The organism is Glycomyces sp. NRRL B-16210 (genome assembly GCF_000719515.1).
Taxonomy (GTDB): Bacteria; Actinomycetota; Actinomycetes; order Mycobacteriales; family Micromonosporaceae; genus Glycomyces.
This window is the reverse complement of the sequence record NZ_JOGR01000009.1, coordinates 23,681-40,757: the sequence shown is the minus strand read 5'-3', so window position 1 is coordinate 40,757 and position 17,077 is coordinate 23,681. Positions and strand designations below refer to the sequence as shown.

The following is a 17,077-nucleotide window of genomic DNA, read 5'->3' as shown; positions in this document are numbered from 1 at the left end:
GTCCCATGCGGGAAAACTCGGATCGGCACTCGCTCAACGACCGGGGTTCCCCGATTCGGGGGTGTCTACACGCGAGTCCCGGCGGGCGAGGCGCCCGGCCGAGCGGACCGCGCCCTTCCCGAACTTCGCGCTCGCCACGTCCATGACCGTCTCGATGTCGCGCCAACCGTGTTCAGGTTCACCGAGGGCGACCTGACGGCCGACGGCGGCCGCCTCCACCAGATGGTCGAGCTTGACGCCGATGAGGCGCACCGGCGCGGTCGCGGCCGCATCGGCGAGTTCCCGTGCGGCCTCGTAGATCTCATGGCCGACGTCGGTGGGGGCCACGAGCGTCCGCGAGCGCGTGATGGTGCGGAAGTCGCCGAAGCGGATCTTCACCGTGACCCCGCGCCCGGCCCAGCCGGCGGCGCGGGCCCGGGAGGCGACCTTGCGGGAGAGCTCGAGCAGCACCGGGCCCCACACGGCCGCGTCGGGAGCGTCGTGGCCGAAGGTGGTCTCGTTGCTGATGGACTTCTCGACCCGCTCGGGCCGGACCGGCCTGGGGTCGATGTTGCGGGCGAGCGCGTAGAGGTGCTCGGCGCTGGCGGTGCCGACCGAGGCGGCGAGGCTGTCGACGTCGAGGCGGGCGAGGTCGCCGACGTCGCGCATGCCGAGGCGGGTGAGCTTCTCGGCGGTCTTCTCGCCGATGCCCCAGACGGCGCGGATGGGGAGGCGGTGCAGGAACTCGAGCTCAGTGGCGACGGGGACGACGCCGAGGCCGTCGGGCTTGGAGGCCTCGGAGGCGAGCTTGGCGAGGAACTTGGTGGAGGCGATGCCCACGGTGCAGGTGATGCCGTGGTCGGCGCGGACGCGGGCGCGGATGGCGCGGGCGATCTCGGTGGGGGTGCCGATGAGGCGGCGGGCGCCGGAGACGTCGAGGAAGGCCTCGTCGACCGAGATGGGCTGGACGTGCGGGGTGAACTCGCGGAAGATCGCCATGACCGCGCGCGAGACCTCGCCGTAGGAGGTGGTGGGCTTGATGAAGACGCCTTGGGGGCAGCGGCGGCGCGCGATGGCGGTCGGCAGGGCCGAGTGGACGCCGAACTCGCGGGCCTCGTAGGAGGCGGCGGAGACCACGCCGCGGGGCCCGAGCCCGGCGACGATCACGGGCTTGCCGCGCAGGGAGGGGTCGCGGGCGATCTCGACGGACGCGAAGAAGGCGTCCATGTCGGCATGGAGGATATGGGTTCCGTCATCGGAAAGATCGGGGCCGATATACCGATGGAGATCGCGGGTCACACACAGATCGTAGCCAGGGGGTACGACAAGAAGCAGCGAACAGAACCGAGCCCGAACCAACGCCAACGCCAACGCCAACGCCAACGCCAACGCCAACGCCAACGCCAACGCCAACGCCAACGCCAACGAATTGTCACACCCCCGAGGCACTTTTGATACGGGGGACCCGCCGCACCGACACACCCGACCCCGGGGGCGCCGAACCGCCCGCCCCGACATCCCCGAATGTCAGACCCACCGGTCATCTTTGAACCGGGGGAACCTGCGAACCGACACACCCGACCGCAGGGGCGCCGAGGCACCCTAGCCTCCCGAAACTCCCGCAGTCCGCCCGCGAATTGTCGTACCCCCGAGGCACTTTTGATACGGGGGACCCTCCGGACCGACACGCCCGACCCCGGGGGCGCCGAAGCGCCCGCCCCGACATCCCCGAATGTCAAACCCACCGGTCATCTTTGAATCGGGGGAACTTGCGAACCGACACACCCGACCGCGGGGGCCGGATCGGCCCCGGCGCTCGACGCCGCCGCCCTCGCTTCGCCGTTCAGCCCATCCGGTAGGTCCACAGCGGGATCGCCATCTCGGCCGCCGTCAGGCCGCCATGCTGGCCGATGAGCCTCGCCACATGCGGCGGCTCGCCTTCAACGCCGACCACCGCGAACGTGTCCTTGCACGCCACCACCAGATCGCCGATGCGCTCGCGGCTCCGCGCCGTGACCTCCGGCCCGAACCAGCCACGGTCCACCGCCTCATCGCGGTCGAGCAGCTCGGCCCGGTCCCCCACCGCATCGGTCCACGCCTGCCGCACCTCCTCGGTCGCCCCCGGCGCCGTGTACAGGTACCGCATCCGCCCGTCCCCGCCGATCGACTCGACCCCGTGCAGCAGGTCGGGCCGCTCGTCGACGTGCAGTCGGTCGGTCACGTTCACCATGCCGTGGTCGGCGGTCACGAACAGTGCCGCGTCCCGCGGCAGGCCCGAAAGGATCCCGTCGATCGCCTCGCTGACCTTCGCGACCGATTCGAGCCACTCCGGCGAGCCGATGCCGTGGAAGTGCCCGGCCGTGTCCACCTCGTTCAAGTACGCGTACACCAGGCTCCGGTCGCCGCGCGCCAGCGCCGCCACCGTGCCCTCGGCGACCTCGTGCGGGGCGACGGCGGGGAGCCAGTCGGCGCCGCGGTAGATCGCGCGGGTCAGGCCCGTGTCGCGGAAGACGCCGTTGGAGACGACGGTGCAGACCACCCCGTCGGCGGTGGCGCGTTCGAAGCAGGTCGGCTGCGGCTGCCAGGTCTCGGGGTCGGGAGCGCCGTCCCAGCGGATGTGGGTGACCAGGTCGCCGGAGTCGGGGACGCGGACGGTGAAGCCGATGATCCCGTGGACGCCCGGCGGCATCCCGCATGCCAAGGAGGCCAGGCTGATCGGCGTCGAGGAGGGAACGGTCGCGGTGATCGGGGTGAGGGTGCCGAGTTCGCCGTGGTGGATCGCGCCGACGGTCGCGCTGGCCTGGGCGGCCTGGCCGAGCAGGTGGTAGCCGAAGCCGTCGAGGAGGAGCACGGCGACGCGGCGGACGCCGTCGAGTTCGGTGCCGCGCAGGAGCGTGCCGCTCGGGCCGGGGACTCCGAGTGCCGCGAGCGCGGTCGGCATGATGTCGGCGAGGGTGCCGGTGCCGTATGCGGGCTGGACTGGTGCCAGGTGCGGGCTCGAAGGCATGGCCCGAGGCTAGCCGGTTCGGTATCGGTTCGGCCACATCGGGTGCCGCGCCGGGCGTTTCCGTTCGCTCCTCCTCCGGCGGCGCGGTTCAGACTTCGGGGACGTCGAGTCCGGAGCGGTAGGCGATGGCGACGAGTCCGGCCCGGTCGCGCGCGGCGAGTTTGGACAGGAGCTTGCCGACGTGGGTGCGGACGGTGGCGGGGCTGATGAACAGCCGCTCGCCGATCTCGTCGTTCGCCAGGCCGGTGGCGACCCATCGCAGGATCTCGAGTTCGCGGTCGGTGAGGTCGGCAAGGTTGGGGTGCGGTCTGGCGCCGCCGGTGCCGCGTTCGGCGTAGGCGTGGATGACCTTGCGGGTGACGTCGGGGCTGAGCAGCGAGTCTCCGGCGGCGGCGAGGCGCACGGCCCGCAGGAGGTCTTCGGGCGGGGCGTCCTTCATGACGAAGCCGGCCGCGCCGCTAGAGAGGGCGTCGAAGATGTAGTCGTCGATCTCGAAGGTGGTGATCATGACGACGCGTGTGGCGGCGAGGTTCCGGTCGCGGCTGATGCGCCGCAGCACTTCGAGGCCGTCGATCCCGGGCATGCGCACGTCGAGCAGCGCCACGTCGGGCCTGAGCCGCTGGATGAACTCCCAGGCCTGGTCGCCGTCCTCGGCTTCGGCGGCGATGCGGATGTCGTCCTCGTTCTTGAAGAGGTTGCGCAGCGCCATCCTGATGAGGCTCTGGTCGTCGGCGATCACGAGGTCGATCATGCGCGGTGTCCCTTTTCTCGGTGTCGCTCCCGGGCTGCGAGGCGGTGGTCAGTCCGCGTCGCGGCCGTAGGGCAGTGCGGCTTCGACGGTGAATCCTCCGCCTGGCCGGGGCGCGGCGCTGAAGGTGCCGCCTCCGGCTTGCACGCGTTCCATCATCCCGGTGATGCCCTGGCCGGCCCGGTCGAGGTCGACCGGGCCGCCGCGTCCGTCGTCTTCGACGCGGACGCGCAGGTTCGGCGGGTCGCAGTCGATGCGGACTTCGGCGCGGGTGGCCTCGGCGTGCCGGATGACGTTGGTCAGCGACTCCTGGACGACCCGGTAAGCGGTGGCGGCGATATTGGCGGGCACGGTTTCGGGGTCGCCGGTGACGGTGTACGCGACGTCGAGGCCGCCCGAGCGCACACCATCCACAAGAGAGGGTATATCGGCGATGGCGCCGGTCGGTCGCAACTCGGGCTGCTCGCCTTTGCGCAGCGGCGCGAGGGTGGCGCGGAGGTCGCGCAGGGCGCGGTTGGAGGCGTCGCGGATGGCCTGGAGGTTCTCGACGACCTCGGGCGGCGTGCCGGGATGCTTGTCGAGGACGTGCAGGGCCACACCGGCGTTCATGCTGACGACCGCGAGGCTGTGGCCGACGACGTCGTGGATCTCGCGGGCCATCTGGACGCGTTCGTCGGCGCGGTAGCGCTCGCGTTCGGCCTCGCGTTCGCGGGCGCGTGCGCGGCGGGCCTCGCGGACGATCCGGCCGCCCGCCGCGGCGATGCCGAGCCAGACGAGGGTGATGCTGGTGTTGACCAGCAGGTCCGAGGAGTCGCCGAAGACGTAGGTCTGGAAGGCGACGTGGACGGCGAAGACGGCGGCGAGGACGATGAGGCTCGTCTTGAGCGGCCGGGCGAAGACGTAGAAGAAGACGGCGACGGCCGGGAGCAGGAAGATCGGGCCTTCGGGCAGTCCGAGGTAGAGGTAGAGATAGAGCGCGGACATCGAGCCGGCGAGCGCGACTTCGGGCGACAGTCGCCGGACGGCGAGGAACGCGGCGGTGAGCCAGATGAGGGCGAAGGCGAGCCGGCCCGGGTCGTGGTTCTCGTCGGCGCCGATGGTGGTGAAGCTGGTGAGCAAGCCGAGCAGGACGGCGAGGCCGATGTCGAAGGCGGGTGCCGGGATCCTGCTGTTCCGGGCGGCTGGTGGCGCGTTCACGGCTCCAGGCTACGGTCCGGCTGGCGCGTCGGCCTCGGCAGCGGAACGTAACCGGGTCTACGTTCCAGCGCGTAGAGGGCGCGCGGCGTTCGCAGCACGGCGCACAGCACGAGCGATAAAGAACATCGCCGTGCATTGTACATTATACGCAGTACGCAGTACGCAGTACGCGCGACGGTGCGATCAGCGCATGGGCTTGCGGGCGAGCAGGTGGATGCTGGTGGCCATGTCGCGGAACGGGACCCGCGAGGCGCATGCGAGCTCGAACTCGCGGAGGGCCTCGCCGGTGCCGGCCTCGGATTGCGGGGTCGTGGCCGGGAGGAGGTCGCCGACCACGCCGACGCCGTGGACCTGCTCGGTGACGAGCCCGGAGCCGCCGACGAGGGCGGTCAAGGTGGCGGTCTCGAACCGGCGCTTGATGGTGTCGCGCCCCTCGACCACGCCGTCGACGTGGACGAGCAGGTCGAGAGCGGTCGTGAACTGGCCCGACAGGGCCTTGCCGAAGACCGCGGCGATCCGGTTGGCGACGAGGATGCTCACCGCTCCCCCGGGCGCGCAGACGGCTGCGAGCGCGTCGAGGGCGGTGTCGGGGTATTCGACCATCTCGAGCACGGAGTGGCACAGCACCAGGTCGGCGCTGCCGCGCTCGGCGACGTCGGGCAGTTCGTCGGCGTCGGCCTGCACGGCGTGGACCCGGTCGGTGACCCGGGCGTCGGCGGCGCGCTGCCGGAGGGAGGCGAGGGCGTTGGCGCTCGGTTCGACGACGGTCACGTCATGGCCGAGTTCGGCGAGAGGGACGGCGAACCCGCCGGAGCCGCCGCCGACGTCGAGGATGCGCAGGGTCGCTCCGGTGCCCGCCGCGAAGCGCTCGATCTCTGCCGACAGGACCGACCACACGACGGCCATGCGCGGGTGGTGCCCGGCGTGGGTGCTCTCTTTGGGAATGTCGACCATGCGCCACAGCCTAGCGCCGCTGCGGCGTGCGGGTAAGGAGGGAGTCAGAGGTCGGCGGCGGGTTCGCGGACCGGAAGTGCGAGGCGAAACATGAACGGAGGGTCCCGGCAAATCGGACATCGATGGGCCCCCGGTATCAACCCTGCCTCGGGGGTACGACAGTGCCGGGCCCCTCGGCTCGGACAGCCGAGTCGAGGGGCCTTCACTGAACGCTAGTCGCGCAGGAACGGGGGGCGGGTGCGGATCTGGCGGAGGTAGGCCGGGTTGTTGACCAGGTACCGGCGCCACAGACGCTTCGGCTCCTTCGTGAGCCGGTAGAACCACTCGAGTCCGTTGCGCTGCATCCACGGCGGGGCCTGCGGGACGAGCCCCGCGTGGAAGTCGAACGCGGCGCCGACCCCGAACAGGGCCGGTGCGGTCAGGCGGTCGCGGTGCGCGGCCATCCAGCGCTCCTGCTTCGGCGTCGACAGCCCGACCCACACCAGCTGCGCACCGGAGTCGTTGATGCGCTTGACGATCGCGGCGTCCTCCTCCTCGGTGAGGGGCCGGAACGGCGGCGAGTAGGTGTCGGCGATCTTCAGGCCCGGGATGCGCGCGGTGAGCTTCTCGGCGAGCAGTTCGGGCACGCCGTCCTTGCCGCCGTACAGGAACGAGGACCAGCCGCGTTCGGCCGCGCGTCCGAGCACGTTGAGCATGAGGTCGGGCCCGTAGACCCGGTCCATCCACTCGGCCCCGGCCTTGTGCCCGGCCCACACCATCGGCATCCCGTCGGGCGTGGTGAGCCCCGAGGCGTTGTGGATCGCCAGCAGCTCGGGGTCGCGCTGCGACTCCATGACGCCGTGCACCCCGGTGACGCACACGTAGTGGCGTTCGGACTCGTCGACCCAGCGGGTGACCTCGTCGAGGGCCATCTCCTGGTTGACGGTGGAGACGCCGACGCCGAGGACGTCGACGCGGCGGAGCTTCGAGTCGGCCATCACAGGTTGCCCGCGCCCGCTAGAGCGTGGCCTTGACCTGGTCGTAGACCCATTCGTAGGTCTTCGCCATGCCCTCGCGGAGGCTGATGGACGGCTCCCAGCCGTAGTACTTCTGGATGAGCGTGTTGTCGGAGTTGCGTCCGCGCACGCCCAGGGGGCCGTCGATGTGCTTGAGCTCGATGTCGATCCCGGCGATGTCGGCGACCAGGTAGTACAGGTTGTTGATGGTCGTCAGCTCGGAGGAGCCGAGGTTGAGCGGCTCGGTGACGTCGCCGCGGGTGAACATCTTGGTGCCGTGGACGCAGTCGTCGATGTAGGTGAACGAGCGGGTCTGCTCGCCGTCGCCCCAGATCTCGACTTCCTTCTGGCCGGTGAGGGCCGCGACGGCGATCTTGCGGCAGGTCGCGGCGGGGGCCTTCTCGCGGCCGCCGTCCCAGGTGCCCTCGGGGCCGTAGATGTTGTGGTAGCGGGCGATGCGCGTCTGGAGGCCGAAGTCCTCGCGGAAGTGGCGGCACATGCGCTCGGAGAACAGCTTCTCCCAGCCGTAGCCGTCCTCGGCGTCGGCGGGGTAGGCGTCCTCCTCCTTCAGCGGCGCGATGTTCGCCTCGGTCTGCTTGTACCCGGCGTAGACGCAGGCGGAGGAGGAGTAGAAGAAGCGGCCGACCTCGGCGTCCTTCGCGGCCATGAGCATGTGGGTGGAGGGCAGGACCGAGAGCATGCACAAGGCCTTGTTGTTCTCGATGAAGCCCATGCCGCCCATGTTGCACGCGAGGTTGTAGACCTCGCCGGCGCCGTCGCCGACGGCCTCGCGGCACGCGGCCAGGTCGGCCAGGTCCCGCTGGAGGTTCTCGGTCTCGCCGTGGACCTGGTACCACTCGTCGAGGGGCTTCACGTCGACGGCGCGAACGGTCTTGCCCTCGGCGAGGAGGCTCGCCACCAGGTGCCCGCCGATGAACCCACCGGCTCCCGCCACTACCGCGTCCACGCTTGCCGCCATCGTCACTCCTCTTGGTTCCGGGTCGGGGAAACAGAGCCTCAGCCTACCCGCAGGCTCGCGCCGCCCACCAGCCGGGAAATGGGGTGTAAGTCACCGTCGGGAGAGGATTCGGGCGCGTTTTCCGAGGCCCCGGATTCGGGCTCGGCGGGCTCGGTCGCGACGTGCTCCGGTTCGCGGCGCAGCAGTTGGGCCGGGCCGATGAGGAACAGGTTCGGGTCGGCGTCGGCGTCGAAGCCGGACTCGAAGCGCGGGGCGACGCAGTACAGGCGCGCGTCCGGGTCGCCCAGGAGCCGCTTGACGTGGCGCAGGCGCTTGAGCTGGCGCTCGACCATCCGGAACTTCCAGCGGACGGTGCCGAGGGCGATGGCGCCGCCGTCCGCGTCCCACACGGCGAGTTCGAGGGTGCGCATCTGCCGGAAGCGCGGGTCGGGGACGACGATGCGCGTGGACGCCGCGGCGGCCGGGTCGCCCAGCGCCCATTCGCGGGCGAGTCGGTTGAACTCCGGGCGGCACACGTACCGGTCGAAGCGGGCGCGGGTCATGCGCCACAGCCGGTCGGTGATGTAGCCGCGGCGCCAGCGCGGCAGGTGCTCGCCGAGCATCGCCCCGGCGAAGCGCGCGAGGCGGTTCTCGAACGTCCAGAAGGGATTGTCGGGGTCGAGGGGGTTGAGTTCGGCCCGCACGAGCCCGGCTTCGGCGAGGACGGGGAGGATCGCCTCGATCTCGGCCTCGGGGAGGGCGGTGGTGAGGCGGAGGTCGTAGACGGTGCGGGGCCGGATGGTGAGGTCGCGGAGGATCTTGTCGACGTTCTCGTCGGGTTCCTCGCCGAGGGCGTCGGCGACGGCCGACGCGGCGGCTTCCAGGAAAGGGCTGTCGGGCCGGAGGAAGGCGTCCTTGACCCACGTGTCGATGTCGCCGAGGCGCTGCGGCAGCTTGCCGGCCCGCGCCACGAGGGCGGGGTCGGAGCCGAGGGCGGCGTGGACTGCGACGGCCGTCTCCGGGTCGGCGACGCCCAGGGAGAGGATGGAATCGCGCAATTCGTTCATGGCGAAAGTGATGCTACACAGCCGATGCGAGTTCGCGGAACATCAGGTGGAGGTCGACCGGGCCTTCGACGGGGTGGCGGAAGGCGCCGGGGAGGAGCGCGAGGGTGGTGAAGCCGAGGGAGTGCCACAGGTCGACGGCGGCGGTGTTGGTGGCGACGACGGCGTTGAACTGCATGGCGGTGAAGCCGTCGGCGGCGGCGCGGGCGAGGGCGGCCTCGCCGAGGGCGCGGCCGACGCCCTTGCCGCGGGCGGCGGGGTCGACCATGAAGCCGGCGTTGGCGATGTGGGAGCCGCGGCCGGGCTGGTTGGGATGGATCTCGGCGATCCCGGCGACGCGTCCGTCGATCTCGGCTACGAGGGCCGAGGCGGGGGCGGTCTTCTCGATCCAGTAGGCGCGCAGGAGGTCTTCGGGGGTGTCGGGCTCCCACACGAAGTGCTCGCCGGAGGCGACGATCGGCTGGGCGAAGGCCCACACGGCGGGCCAGTCCTCGGGGCGGGCGTCACGGATCTGCATGGCCCGAAAGCGTATCCCGTCGCCGGGGGCGGCGCCAAGGTTGAGGTAGGGCCGCGACGCGGTCGCGGCGCCAGAGGATCGGCGGAGGTGCGACTTGGGCGCAGCACGAAAAGGTCGGGAGCCGCTGAACGCCAGGCCCCCAGACACAAGGGTGACACCGGGGTCCGACATCAGGCACAGCGCGGACCGCGAACCGGGGCGCTGCCGCCGCCGCGCAGCACGAAAAGGTTCGACCCCGTTGAGCGCTGGGCCCCCAGACACAAGGGTGACAGGAGGGTACGACATTGGGTACGGCGCGGATCGCGAACGGGCGTGTGGCCGCCGCGGAGCAGCACGAGAAGGTTTGACCCCGCTCAACGCTGGGCCCCCGAGCACAAGGGTGACACGGGGGTCGGACATACGACGCAGCGCAGACCGCGAAGCGGCGCGCGGCTACCGCCGCGCAGCACGAGAAGGTTCGACCCCGTTGAGCGCTGGGCCCCCGAGCACAAGGGTGCATCCGGGGGCCGACATTTCCGGGGGTCTCGGAGTCGCCCGTCAGCGTGATGTAGGTCTCACCGACTTCGAGCGCTATACTTCTAGCCGGTCAGCGGGGCGGCTGCCAGTCGGCCAGGGAGATCGCCTGGTTCTGGACCCACGAGTCGGGCACTGCCCTTAGCAGGCCCCTGGTGACGCCTCTGCCGCCCGAAGCGATCGTGTGGACGCGCCTCGACAGCCGCGCGACCCGCTTGATCCGCGGCAACCGCGCCCGGTCATACGAGGCGAGGGCGTCCGGCACCGACTCGGGGCTGCGCCGCAGCGCCCACCCGAAGGTCACCGCGTCCTCCAGCGCCAAACTCGCGCCCTGCGCCAGGACCGGCGCGACCCCGTGCGCGGCGTCGCCCATCAGCACCAAGCCACCGTTGCCGACCGGCTGGTGCAGCTTCGCCGGGACCGGCCACACGAACCGCACCGGCTGCTGCGTCAACTCCGAAGGCCGGGTGGCGGCGATGTACTTCCCCACCGGCGCGGGCCAGTCGGCGAACCAGCGGTTGATCAGCTCGTGCTGGATCTGCGGGGACTCCGGGCGCATCCCGCCGGGCACGGTGGCCCACCAGCACGCCCCGGCGTGCCCGAGGTCGCCGTAGCCGAAGCGGCGGCGGTCGGGCCCGTAGATCTCGACGGCCTCGGCCGACCGCTCGGGCGCGCGGTGGGCCGGGATGATGCCCCGGAAGACCACGGCCCCCGCCTCGGTGGTCGGCGAGCCGGGCACGATGAGCTGCCGGGTCGGCGAGTCGATGCCGTCGGCGGCGACGACGAGGTCGGCGTCCCAGCGGCGCGTGGCGTCCCCGGCCGCGAGGTCGACCAGGTCGATCCGGTCGACCTGGGTGGCAGGGAAGACCTCGACGCTGTCGCCCAGGCGCGACACGAGCGCCTCGTAGAGCATCGCGTTGTGGACCATCACCGACGGCGTGCCGTCCTCGGCGCCGACCACGGCCCCGGAGAACGAGCTCGACAGCCGGTCCTCATTGCGGATCTCGAAGCGGTCCACCGGGGTCCCCGAGGCGTCGAGGGTCGCGTCGACGCCGAGCGCGCGCAACGCGCGCACGCCCGAGGCCCACAGGACCATGCCGAGGTCGTCGCCTCTGAGGCGCTCGCGCCGCTCCAGCAGCGCCACCCGCCAGCCGAGCTTCGACAGCACGATCGCGCTCGCGAGTCCGGCGACGCCGGCTCCGACGACTACGGCTCTACGGTTATGCATCTGCACCTGCCCGGGGGGAAGCGGTGGCGGTCAGCCGTCGTCTCGGGTCCGACCCGCGTCGGCCGAGGCCGGGGGGTCCTCCCCGGACGCGTCGCCGGTTTCGGGATCGGAGGCGGGGTCGTCCGCGGTGGAGTCGTCGGCAGTGGAGTCGTCGGCGGGCTCGTCGGGTTCGGGGTCGTCCGGCTCCGCATCCTCCGCCGAGGCCTCGCCCGGCTCCTCGTCTTCGGTCTCGTCGAGGTCGACGCCCTTGGGGAGGACGCCGTCGACGTACCCGGCGGCCACGGCGGGCTTGGAGTCCCAGGCGACGGCGACGCGTTCGCCGCCTTCGAGGACGAACACCTGGCGGGTGCCGCGGACGACCAGCAGGTAGGCCACGGCGAGGACGACCACGACGATGCTCGTCCACTGGTTGAGGCGCAGCCCGAGGAAGTCCTGGGCGTGGTCGATGCGCAGGCCCTCGATCCAGAAGCGGCCCAGGCCGTACAGGGCCACGTACAGGGCGACCGCGCGGCCCGCGCCGAACTTGACGCGCCGGTCGGCAAGGAACACGACCAGGGCGACGCCGAGGTTCCACAGCAGTTCGTACAGGAACGTGGGGTGGAAGAGCGTGTTCCCGATGTACTCGGGGGTCTGCCGGCGCACTTCGTCGGCGTTGATCTGGACGGCCCACCACGCGTCGAGCGGCTTGCCGTACAGCTCCTGGTTGAACCAGTTGCCGAGGCGCCCGATGGCCTGCGCGACCGGGATGCCCGGGACGATCGCGTCGGCGACCATCGTGAACGGGAGCTTCAACTGGCGGCAGCCGATCCACACGCCGACGCCGCCGAGGAGGATCGCGCCGGGGATGCCGAGGCCGCCTTCCCAGACGGCGATGATCTTCCAGGGGTCGCCGTCGGCGCCGAAGTAGGCTTCGGGACTGGTGAAGACGTGGTAGAGGCGGCCGCCGATGATGCCGGAGGGCACCGCCCACACCGCGAGGTCGAGCACGGCCCACTTGGGGGCGCCGCGCCGGCGCATCCGCGCCTCGGCGATCCAGCAGGCGACGGCGATGCCCGCCAGGAGGCAGAGTGCGTAGGCGCGGATCGGGATGGGGCCGAGGTGCCAGACGGACTCCGACGGGCTCGGAATATAAGCGAGGTCCACGACGATTAAACCTATCGGTTGTGCGAGCGAGCCGCGGCCCCGGCCTGCGCGCGAGCGCCGACCGGGGCCGAAACGGCATGGTATGGAAGCTGATTCGTGACCGCCGCGCTAGCGGCGGACGCCTTCGGCGAGATCGGCGGTGAGTTCGGCGAGCCGCTGGTGTCCTGAGGGGATGTCTTCGGACTCCAGGTAGCAGCCGACGATGGCGGAGCCGACGATGACCGCGTCGCCGTAGGCGCCGATCTCGGCGGCCTGGTCGCCGTTCTTGACGCCCAGCCCCACGCCGACGGGCAGGTCGGTGTGGGCGCGGGTGCGCCGCACCAGCTCCGGCGCGGCCGCGGAGGTCGCGGCGCGGGCGCCGGTGACGCCCATGACCGACTGGGCGTACACGAAGCCGCGGCAGGCCGCCACGGTCGAGGCGATCCGCTCCTCGGTGGAGGAGGGCGCGACGAGGAAGATCCGGTCGAGGTCGTGCGCGTCGGAGGCGGCGATCCACTCGCCAGCCTCGTCGGGGATGAGGTCGGGCGTGATGAGCCCGGCCCCGCCGGCGGCGGCGAAGTCGCGCGCGAAGCGGTCGACCCCGTAGCGCTCCACGAGGTTCCAGTAGGTCATGACGAGGATCGGGACGCGGCCGGCGACGGCCTCGGTCACCTCGAAGACCTGCCTGGTGCGAAAGCCTGCCGCCAGGGCCCGGTCGGCGGCCTTCTGGATGGCCGGGCCGTCCATGACCGGGTCGGAGTAGGGCAGGCCCAGCTCGATGAGGTCGGCTCCGTGGTCGATCATGATGTCGACGGCCTTGATGGAGTCGGCCAGGGTCGGGAACCCGGCCGGGAGGTAGCCCACGAGCGCGGACCGGTCCTCGGCGCGGGTCTTGGCGAACGCCGCTTCGGCCCTCATGCCCGGTCCCCTTTCTTCTCGGGGGCGCCCGCGAAGCCGAAGTACTCCACGACGTTGCCCATGTCCTTGTCGCCGCGCCCGGACAGGTTGACCAGGACGCGGGTGCCGGGTGCGAGGGACTTCGCGAGGCGCAGCGCCCCGGCGAGCCCGTGCGCCGACTCGATCGCGCAGATGATGCCCTCGGTGCGGGCGAGCTTCTCGAGCGCGTCCATGGCCTCGGCGTCGTCGACCGCCTCGTAGACGGCGCGGCCGGTCGCGGCGAGGTGGGCGTGCTCGGGGCCGACGCCCGGGTAGTCCAGGCCCGCCGAGATCGAGTGCGACTCGACGGTCTGGCCGTCCTCGTCCTGGAGGACGTAGGTGCGGGCGCCGTGGAGGACGCCGACCTGCCCGGCGGTGATGGTCGCGGCGTGGCGGCCGGTGTCGTAGCCGTCGCCGCCGGCCTCGAAGCCGTAGAGCTTCACGGACTCGTCGTCGAGGAACGCGGTGAAGATCCCCATCGCGTTGGAGCCACCGCCGACGCACGCGGCCACGACGTCGGGGAGGGCCCCGGTGCGCTCCTGGAACTGGGCGCGGGCCTCGTCGCCGATGCCGCGGCAGTAGTCGCGCACGAGCATCGGGAACGGGTGCGGCCCGCCGACCGAGCCGATGAGGTAGTGCGTGTGGTCGACCGAGGCGACCCATTCGCGCAGGGCCTCGTTCATCGCGTCCTTGAGCGTGCGCGAGCCGGTGGTCACGGGGACGACCTCGGCGCCGAGCAGGCGCATCCGGGCGACGTTGAGCGCCTGGCGGCGGGTGTCCTCCTCGCCCATGTAGACGGTGCAGTCGAGCCCGAAGTAGGCCGCGGCGGTCGCCGAGGCGACCCCGTGCTGGCCCGCGCCGGTCTCGGCGATGATCCGGGTCTTGCCCATGCGCTTGGTCAGCAGCGCCTGGCCGAGGACGTTGCGGATCTTGTGCGCGCCGGTGTGGTTGAGGTCCTCGCGCTTGAGCCAGACCTCGACGCCGGCCTCCTCGGAGAGGCGCTCGGCGAAGTACAGCGGGGACGGCAGGTTGCCGTACTCGCGGCCGAGCGCTTCGAGCTCGGTCGTGAACGCCGGGTCGGCGAGCGCGGCGGTGTGGGCCGCCTCGAGCTCGTCGAGCGCGGCTATGAGCGCCTCGGGGACGAACCGGCCCCCGAACTCGCCCCAGTGGCCGCTGGGATCTGGATTGGGCACGGTGTCGCTCCCCTTCTCTGACTCGTCCGGTCCGCGGACCGGGCCTCAGCTGTGCTCCGGCCGCGTCGCGGCCGGCGGGTCGGGCGCTCCGCGCCGACGGCTAGATCGGCCGGGGCGTGGCCGGGTGGGACCCGGCCGTGACCAGTTCGGCGACCGCGTCGCGCGGGCTCTTCTGCTTGACCACGCCCTCGCCGACGAGCACGGCGTCGGCTCCGGCGGAGGCGTAGCGGATGAGGTCGCGGGTGCCCCGCACCCCCGATTCGGCGACCTTGACGACGTCGCGGGGCAGGCCCGGGGCGATGCGTTCGAACACCGACCGGTCCACCTCGAGGGTAGTCAGGTCGCGCGCGTTGACGCCAATGACTTTCGCCCCCGCGCGCAGCGCCCGGTCGGCCTCGCCCTCGGTGTGGACCTCGACCAGGGCGGTCATGCCCAGGCCCTCGATGCGCTCGTGGAGGGACACGAGGGTGTCCTGGTCGAGCGCGGCGACGATGAGGAGCACGAGGTCGGCGCCGTGGGCGCGGGCCTCCAGGACCTGGTACGGGGAGACCACGAAGTCCTTGCGCAGCACCGGGATCTGGACCTTGGCGCGCACGGCGTCGAGGTCGTCCAGGCTGCCTTTGAAGTAGTTGGCCTCGGTGAGGACCGAGATGACGGCGGCGCCGCCCGCGGCGTACTCGGCGGCGAGCACCGCCGGGTCCGGGATGTCGGCCAGGGCGCCCTTGGACGGCGAGGCCCGCTTGACCTCAGCGATGACGCTCACTCCGCCGCCGGCGAGCGCGGCGTACCCGTCGAACGCGGGGCGGGCGGCCTCGGCGGCCTCGCGGATCCGCTCGATGGGGATCTCGGTCTGGCGCCGTTCGAGATCGGCGCGGACTTCGGTGATGATCTGTTCCAGCACGTTCACCTAAGATCGTCCCTTCTCCTGCGCCGATGCCGTGATATTAGGCGACGAGGGGTCACGGCCCGAGTCGAGGGCGTTCCACAGCGACACCGGGTCCTCTGCTATGGCGTCGCCGCCTGCGGGGCCTCCGTCGTAGCGGTCGGCCGAGGACGGCCAGCGCCCGGCGCGCGCGGTGGTCGCCGCTCCGGCGGCGGCGAGGGCGAGCCCGGCGGCGGCGAGCGTGACCGGCCAGGCGCCCGAGCCCAGGTGGAGGACCCCGGCGAGGGCCGCGGCGAGTCCGGCGAGGGCGGCGACGACGCCGAGGATCCGGCGGGCGCGGTTGCCGGTGGCGAGCATCGCGAGGAAGGCCGCGCCGCCGGCGAGGGCGCACGGCAGGGCCCAGGCGGCGAGGTCGGTCCCGGACTGGCCGGTGGTGGCGGTGATCCCGGCGTGACCGGTCGTGGTCGTGGAGGTCCATTCGCGGGAGGCCGCGAGCGCGGCCAGTGCGGCGGCGAGGACGCCGGCGAGGAGGACGCGGGTGCGTTCGGCCGCGCGCCGGTCGGGGGCCGGTTCGGTCTCGGGTGGTTCGGCCTTGTCGCTCATGCGATCTGCCTTCCGGTGAAGCAGGTCCGGGTGCCGGTGTGGCACGCGGGGCCGGTCTGCTCGACCTGGAGCAGGACGGTGTCGCCGTCGCAGTCGACCGCGACCGAGACGACCGCCTGGTGGTGGCCGGAGGTCTCGCCCTTGACCCAGTAGGCGGAGCGGCTGCGCGACCAGTACGTGGCCTTGCGGGTGGCGATGGTGCGCCGCAGCGCCTCGGCGTCCATCCACGCGAGCATGAGGACTTCGCCGGTGTCGTGCTGCTGGGCGATGGCGGGGACGAGCCCCTCGTCGTTAAACGCGAGGTTCGCGAGGACGTCGTCGCTGGTCTGTCGGCCTTCCACGTCTACCGATTGTGATCGCACCGCATCGGCGGCCTCCACCCGGGCCCGGGTCGGAGTGAATCGTGGGATTCTCGGGGGCATGGAGCGCCCTTATGTGATCGTTTCGGCCGCGATGAGTCTCGACGGCTTCCTCGACGACGACGCGCCCGAACGGCTCGTGTTGTCGAACGCGGCCGATTTCGACCGGGTGGACGCGGTGCGCGCGGGCGTGGACGCGATCGCGGTCGGGGCCGGGACGGTGCGGGCGGACGACCCGCGGCTGCTGGTGCGCTCGCGGGAGCGGCGCGAGGCGCGGGCGGCCGCGGGGAGGGCGCCCTCGCCGCTGCGGGTCGTGTTCTCCCCTTCGGGGGACCTGGACCCGCGGGCGCGGCTGTTCCGTACCGGTGAGGACCGGCCGGTGGTCTACACCTCGGCGGCGGGGCTGCGGGAGTGCCGGCTGGGGCCGGAGGCGGCCGAGGTGGTGGCGACCGCCGAGCGCGAGGTGGATCTGGAGGCGGCGCTGGCGGACCTGGCGGGCCGGGGGGTGGAGCGGCTGCTGGTGGAGGGCGGCGGGGTGGTGCACACGGCGTTCTTCTCTGCGGATCTGGTGGACGAGGCGCATCTGGCGGTGGCGCCGTTCCTGCTCGGGGAGCGGGGCGGGGCGCGGTTCGTGTACGCGGCGGGGTTCCCGCAGTCGCCGGATCGGCCGCTGCGGCTGGTGGAGGCGCGGGCGATCGGCGAGATCGCGCTGCTGACGTACCGGCGGGACTGAGCCGCGGCCGTCCACGCGCGGCCCGAACGCGCACTTTGGACGACCGGGCTTTCGCGGAACGGCGCGCCTTGAGCGATTCGGTCGCTGA

Annotated in this window: 17 protein-coding genes; 1 reads left to right on the top strand and 16 read right to left on the bottom strand. The window is 72.0% G+C overall.

The genetic code is table 11. The features are described 5' to 3' along the window. Positions 1 to 33 precede the first annotated feature (33 nt). From dinB to hisI, 16 genes are all read right to left on the bottom strand, one after another. Positions 34 to 1,284, bottom strand: coding sequence for a DNA polymerase IV (gene dinB / locus IF12_RS0113505; protein ID WP_030159075.1), 1,251 nt, complete (start codon positions 1,282 to 1,284; stop codon positions 34 to 36). Positions 1,285 to 1,822: 538 nt separating this feature from the next. After that, positions 1,823 to 2,986 carry an alkaline phosphatase family protein gene (locus IF12_RS0113500; protein ID WP_051704370.1) on the bottom strand — a complete coding sequence of 388 codons (1,164 nt, stop codon included), beginning with the start codon at positions 2,984 to 2,986 and terminating at the stop codon, positions 1,823 to 1,825. Between the two features lie 88 nt (positions 2,987 to 3,074). Then, positions 3,075 to 3,737, bottom strand: coding sequence for a response regulator transcription factor (locus IF12_RS0113495; RefSeq protein ID WP_030159071.1), 663 nt, complete (start codon positions 3,735 to 3,737; stop codon positions 3,075 to 3,077). A gap of 48 nt (positions 3,738 to 3,785) precedes the next feature. After that, a complete protein-coding gene (locus IF12_RS24180; RefSeq protein ID WP_051704369.1) occupies positions 3,786 to 4,931 on the bottom strand; it encodes a sensor histidine kinase in 1,146 nt (381 codons plus the stop codon). A 183-nt stretch (positions 4,932 to 5,114) separates the two neighbouring features. Continuing rightward, positions 5,115 to 5,885, bottom strand: coding sequence for a bifunctional 2-polyprenyl-6-hydroxyphenol methylase/3-demethylubiquinol 3-O-methyltransferase UbiG (locus tag IF12_RS0113485; protein WP_051704368.1), 771 nt, complete (start codon positions 5,883 to 5,885; stop codon positions 5,115 to 5,117). A gap of 212 nt (positions 5,886 to 6,097) precedes the next feature. Further along, on the bottom strand, positions 6,098 to 6,862 hold the full coding sequence (locus IF12_RS0113480; RefSeq protein WP_030159065.1) for a WecB/TagA/CpsF family glycosyltransferase: 765 nt from the start codon (positions 6,860 to 6,862) through the stop codon (positions 6,098 to 6,100). 19 nt (positions 6,863 to 6,881) lie between these two features. Further along, on the bottom strand, positions 6,882 to 7,859 hold the full coding sequence (locus IF12_RS0113475; protein WP_030159063.1) for an NAD-dependent epimerase/dehydratase family protein: 978 nt from the start codon (positions 7,857 to 7,859) through the stop codon (positions 6,882 to 6,884). A gap of 38 nt (positions 7,860 to 7,897) precedes the next feature. Next, positions 7,898 to 8,905 (bottom strand): hypothetical protein, encoded by a 1,008-nt coding sequence (locus tag IF12_RS0113470; RefSeq protein WP_030159061.1) that lies wholly within the window; start codon positions 8,903 to 8,905, stop codon positions 7,898 to 7,900. A 13-nt stretch (positions 8,906 to 8,918) separates the two neighbouring features. Further along, a complete protein-coding gene (locus tag IF12_RS0113465; protein ID WP_030159058.1) occupies positions 8,919 to 9,419 on the bottom strand; it encodes a GNAT family N-acetyltransferase in 501 nt (166 codons plus the stop codon). Between the two features lie 586 nt (positions 9,420 to 10,005). Next, complete coding sequence (locus IF12_RS0113460) at positions 10,006 to 11,160, bottom strand: NAD(P)/FAD-dependent oxidoreductase (protein WP_133884354.1); 1,155 nt, start codon at positions 11,158 to 11,160, stop codon at positions 10,006 to 10,008. 30 nt (positions 11,161 to 11,190) lie between these two features. Continuing rightward, entirely contained in the window at positions 11,191 to 12,303 is a 1,113-nt protein-coding gene (gene lgt, locus IF12_RS0113455; protein WP_051704366.1) for a prolipoprotein diacylglyceryl transferase, read from the bottom strand. Positions 12,304 to 12,411: 108 nt separating this feature from the next. Then, positions 12,412 to 13,200: a tryptophan synthase subunit alpha gene (trpA, locus tag IF12_RS0113450; protein WP_030159051.1), complete on the bottom strand. Its 789-nt coding sequence runs from the start codon at positions 13,198 to 13,200 to the stop codon at positions 12,412 to 12,414. Further along, complete coding sequence (gene trpB / locus IF12_RS0113445; RefSeq protein ID WP_051704365.1) at positions 13,197 to 14,411, bottom strand: tryptophan synthase subunit beta; 1,215 nt, start codon at positions 14,409 to 14,411, stop codon at positions 13,197 to 13,199. The genes trpA and trpB overlap by 4 nt, the downstream gene beginning before the upstream one ends. 100 nt (positions 14,412 to 14,511) lie before the next feature. Next, a complete protein-coding gene (gene trpC / locus IF12_RS0113440; RefSeq protein ID WP_030159045.1) occupies positions 14,512 to 15,312 on the bottom strand; it encodes an indole-3-glycerol phosphate synthase TrpC in 801 nt (266 codons plus the stop codon). Between the two features lie 6 nt (positions 15,313 to 15,318). Then, positions 15,319 to 15,897 (bottom strand): Trp biosynthesis-associated membrane protein, encoded by a 579-nt coding sequence (locus tag IF12_RS0113435; RefSeq protein ID WP_051704364.1) that lies wholly within the window; start codon positions 15,895 to 15,897, stop codon positions 15,319 to 15,321. Then, on the bottom strand, positions 15,894 to 16,238 hold the full coding sequence (gene hisI, locus IF12_RS0113430) for a phosphoribosyl-AMP cyclohydrolase (protein ID WP_035749071.1): 345 nt from the start codon (positions 16,236 to 16,238) through the stop codon (positions 15,894 to 15,896). Before hisI ends, IF12_RS0113435 begins: the two co-directional genes overlap by 4 nt. A gap of 79 nt (positions 16,239 to 16,317) precedes the next feature. Between hisI and IF12_RS0113425 the strand changes: the two genes are divergently transcribed. After that, a complete protein-coding gene (locus IF12_RS0113425) occupies positions 16,318 to 16,989 on the top strand; it encodes a dihydrofolate reductase family protein (RefSeq protein ID WP_030159036.1) in 672 nt (223 codons plus the stop codon). Positions 16,990 to 17,077: the final 88 nt, after the last annotated feature.

Excerpts from the sequence above, each read along its gene's own strand:
- IF12_RS0113480 (WP_030159065.1), bottom strand. The coding sequence starts at position 6,862 with ATGGCCGACTCGAAGCTCCGCCGCGTCGACGTCCTCGGCGTCGGCGTC.
- IF12_RS0113500 (WP_051704370.1), bottom strand. The coding sequence starts at position 2,986 with ATGCCTTCGAGCCCGCACCTGGCACCAGTCCAGCCCGCATACGGCACC.
- IF12_RS0113495 (WP_030159071.1), bottom strand. The coding sequence starts at position 3,737 with ATGATCGACCTCGTGATCGCCGACGACCAGAGCCTCATCAGGATGGCG.
- trpA (WP_030159051.1), bottom strand. The coding sequence starts at position 13,200 with ATGAGGGCCGAAGCGGCGTTCGCCAAGACCCGCGCCGAGGACCGGTCC.
- IF12_RS0113465 (WP_030159058.1), bottom strand. The coding sequence starts at position 9,419 with ATGCAGATCCGTGACGCCCGCCCCGAGGACTGGCCCGCCGTGTGGGCC.
- IF12_RS0113485 (WP_051704368.1), bottom strand. The coding sequence starts at position 5,885 with ATGGTCGACATTCCCAAAGAGAGCACCCACGCCGGGCACCACCCGCGC.
- IF12_RS0113470 (WP_030159061.1), bottom strand. The coding sequence starts at position 8,905 with ATGAACGAATTGCGCGATTCCATCCTCTCCCTGGGCGTCGCCGACCCG.
- IF12_RS0113425 (WP_030159036.1), top strand. The coding sequence starts at position 16,318 with ATGGAGCGCCCTTATGTGATCGTTTCGGCCGCGATGAGTCTCGACGGC.
- IF12_RS0113475 (WP_030159063.1), bottom strand. The coding sequence starts at position 7,859 with ATGGCGGCAAGCGTGGACGCGGTAGTGGCGGGAGCCGGTGGGTTCATC.
- IF12_RS0113435 (WP_051704364.1), bottom strand. The coding sequence starts at position 15,897 with ATGAGCGACAAGGCCGAACCACCCGAGACCGAACCGGCCCCCGACCGG.
- IF12_RS0113460 (WP_133884354.1), bottom strand. The coding sequence starts at position 11,160 with ATGCATAACCGTAGAGCCGTAGTCGTCGGAGCCGGCGTCGCCGGACTC.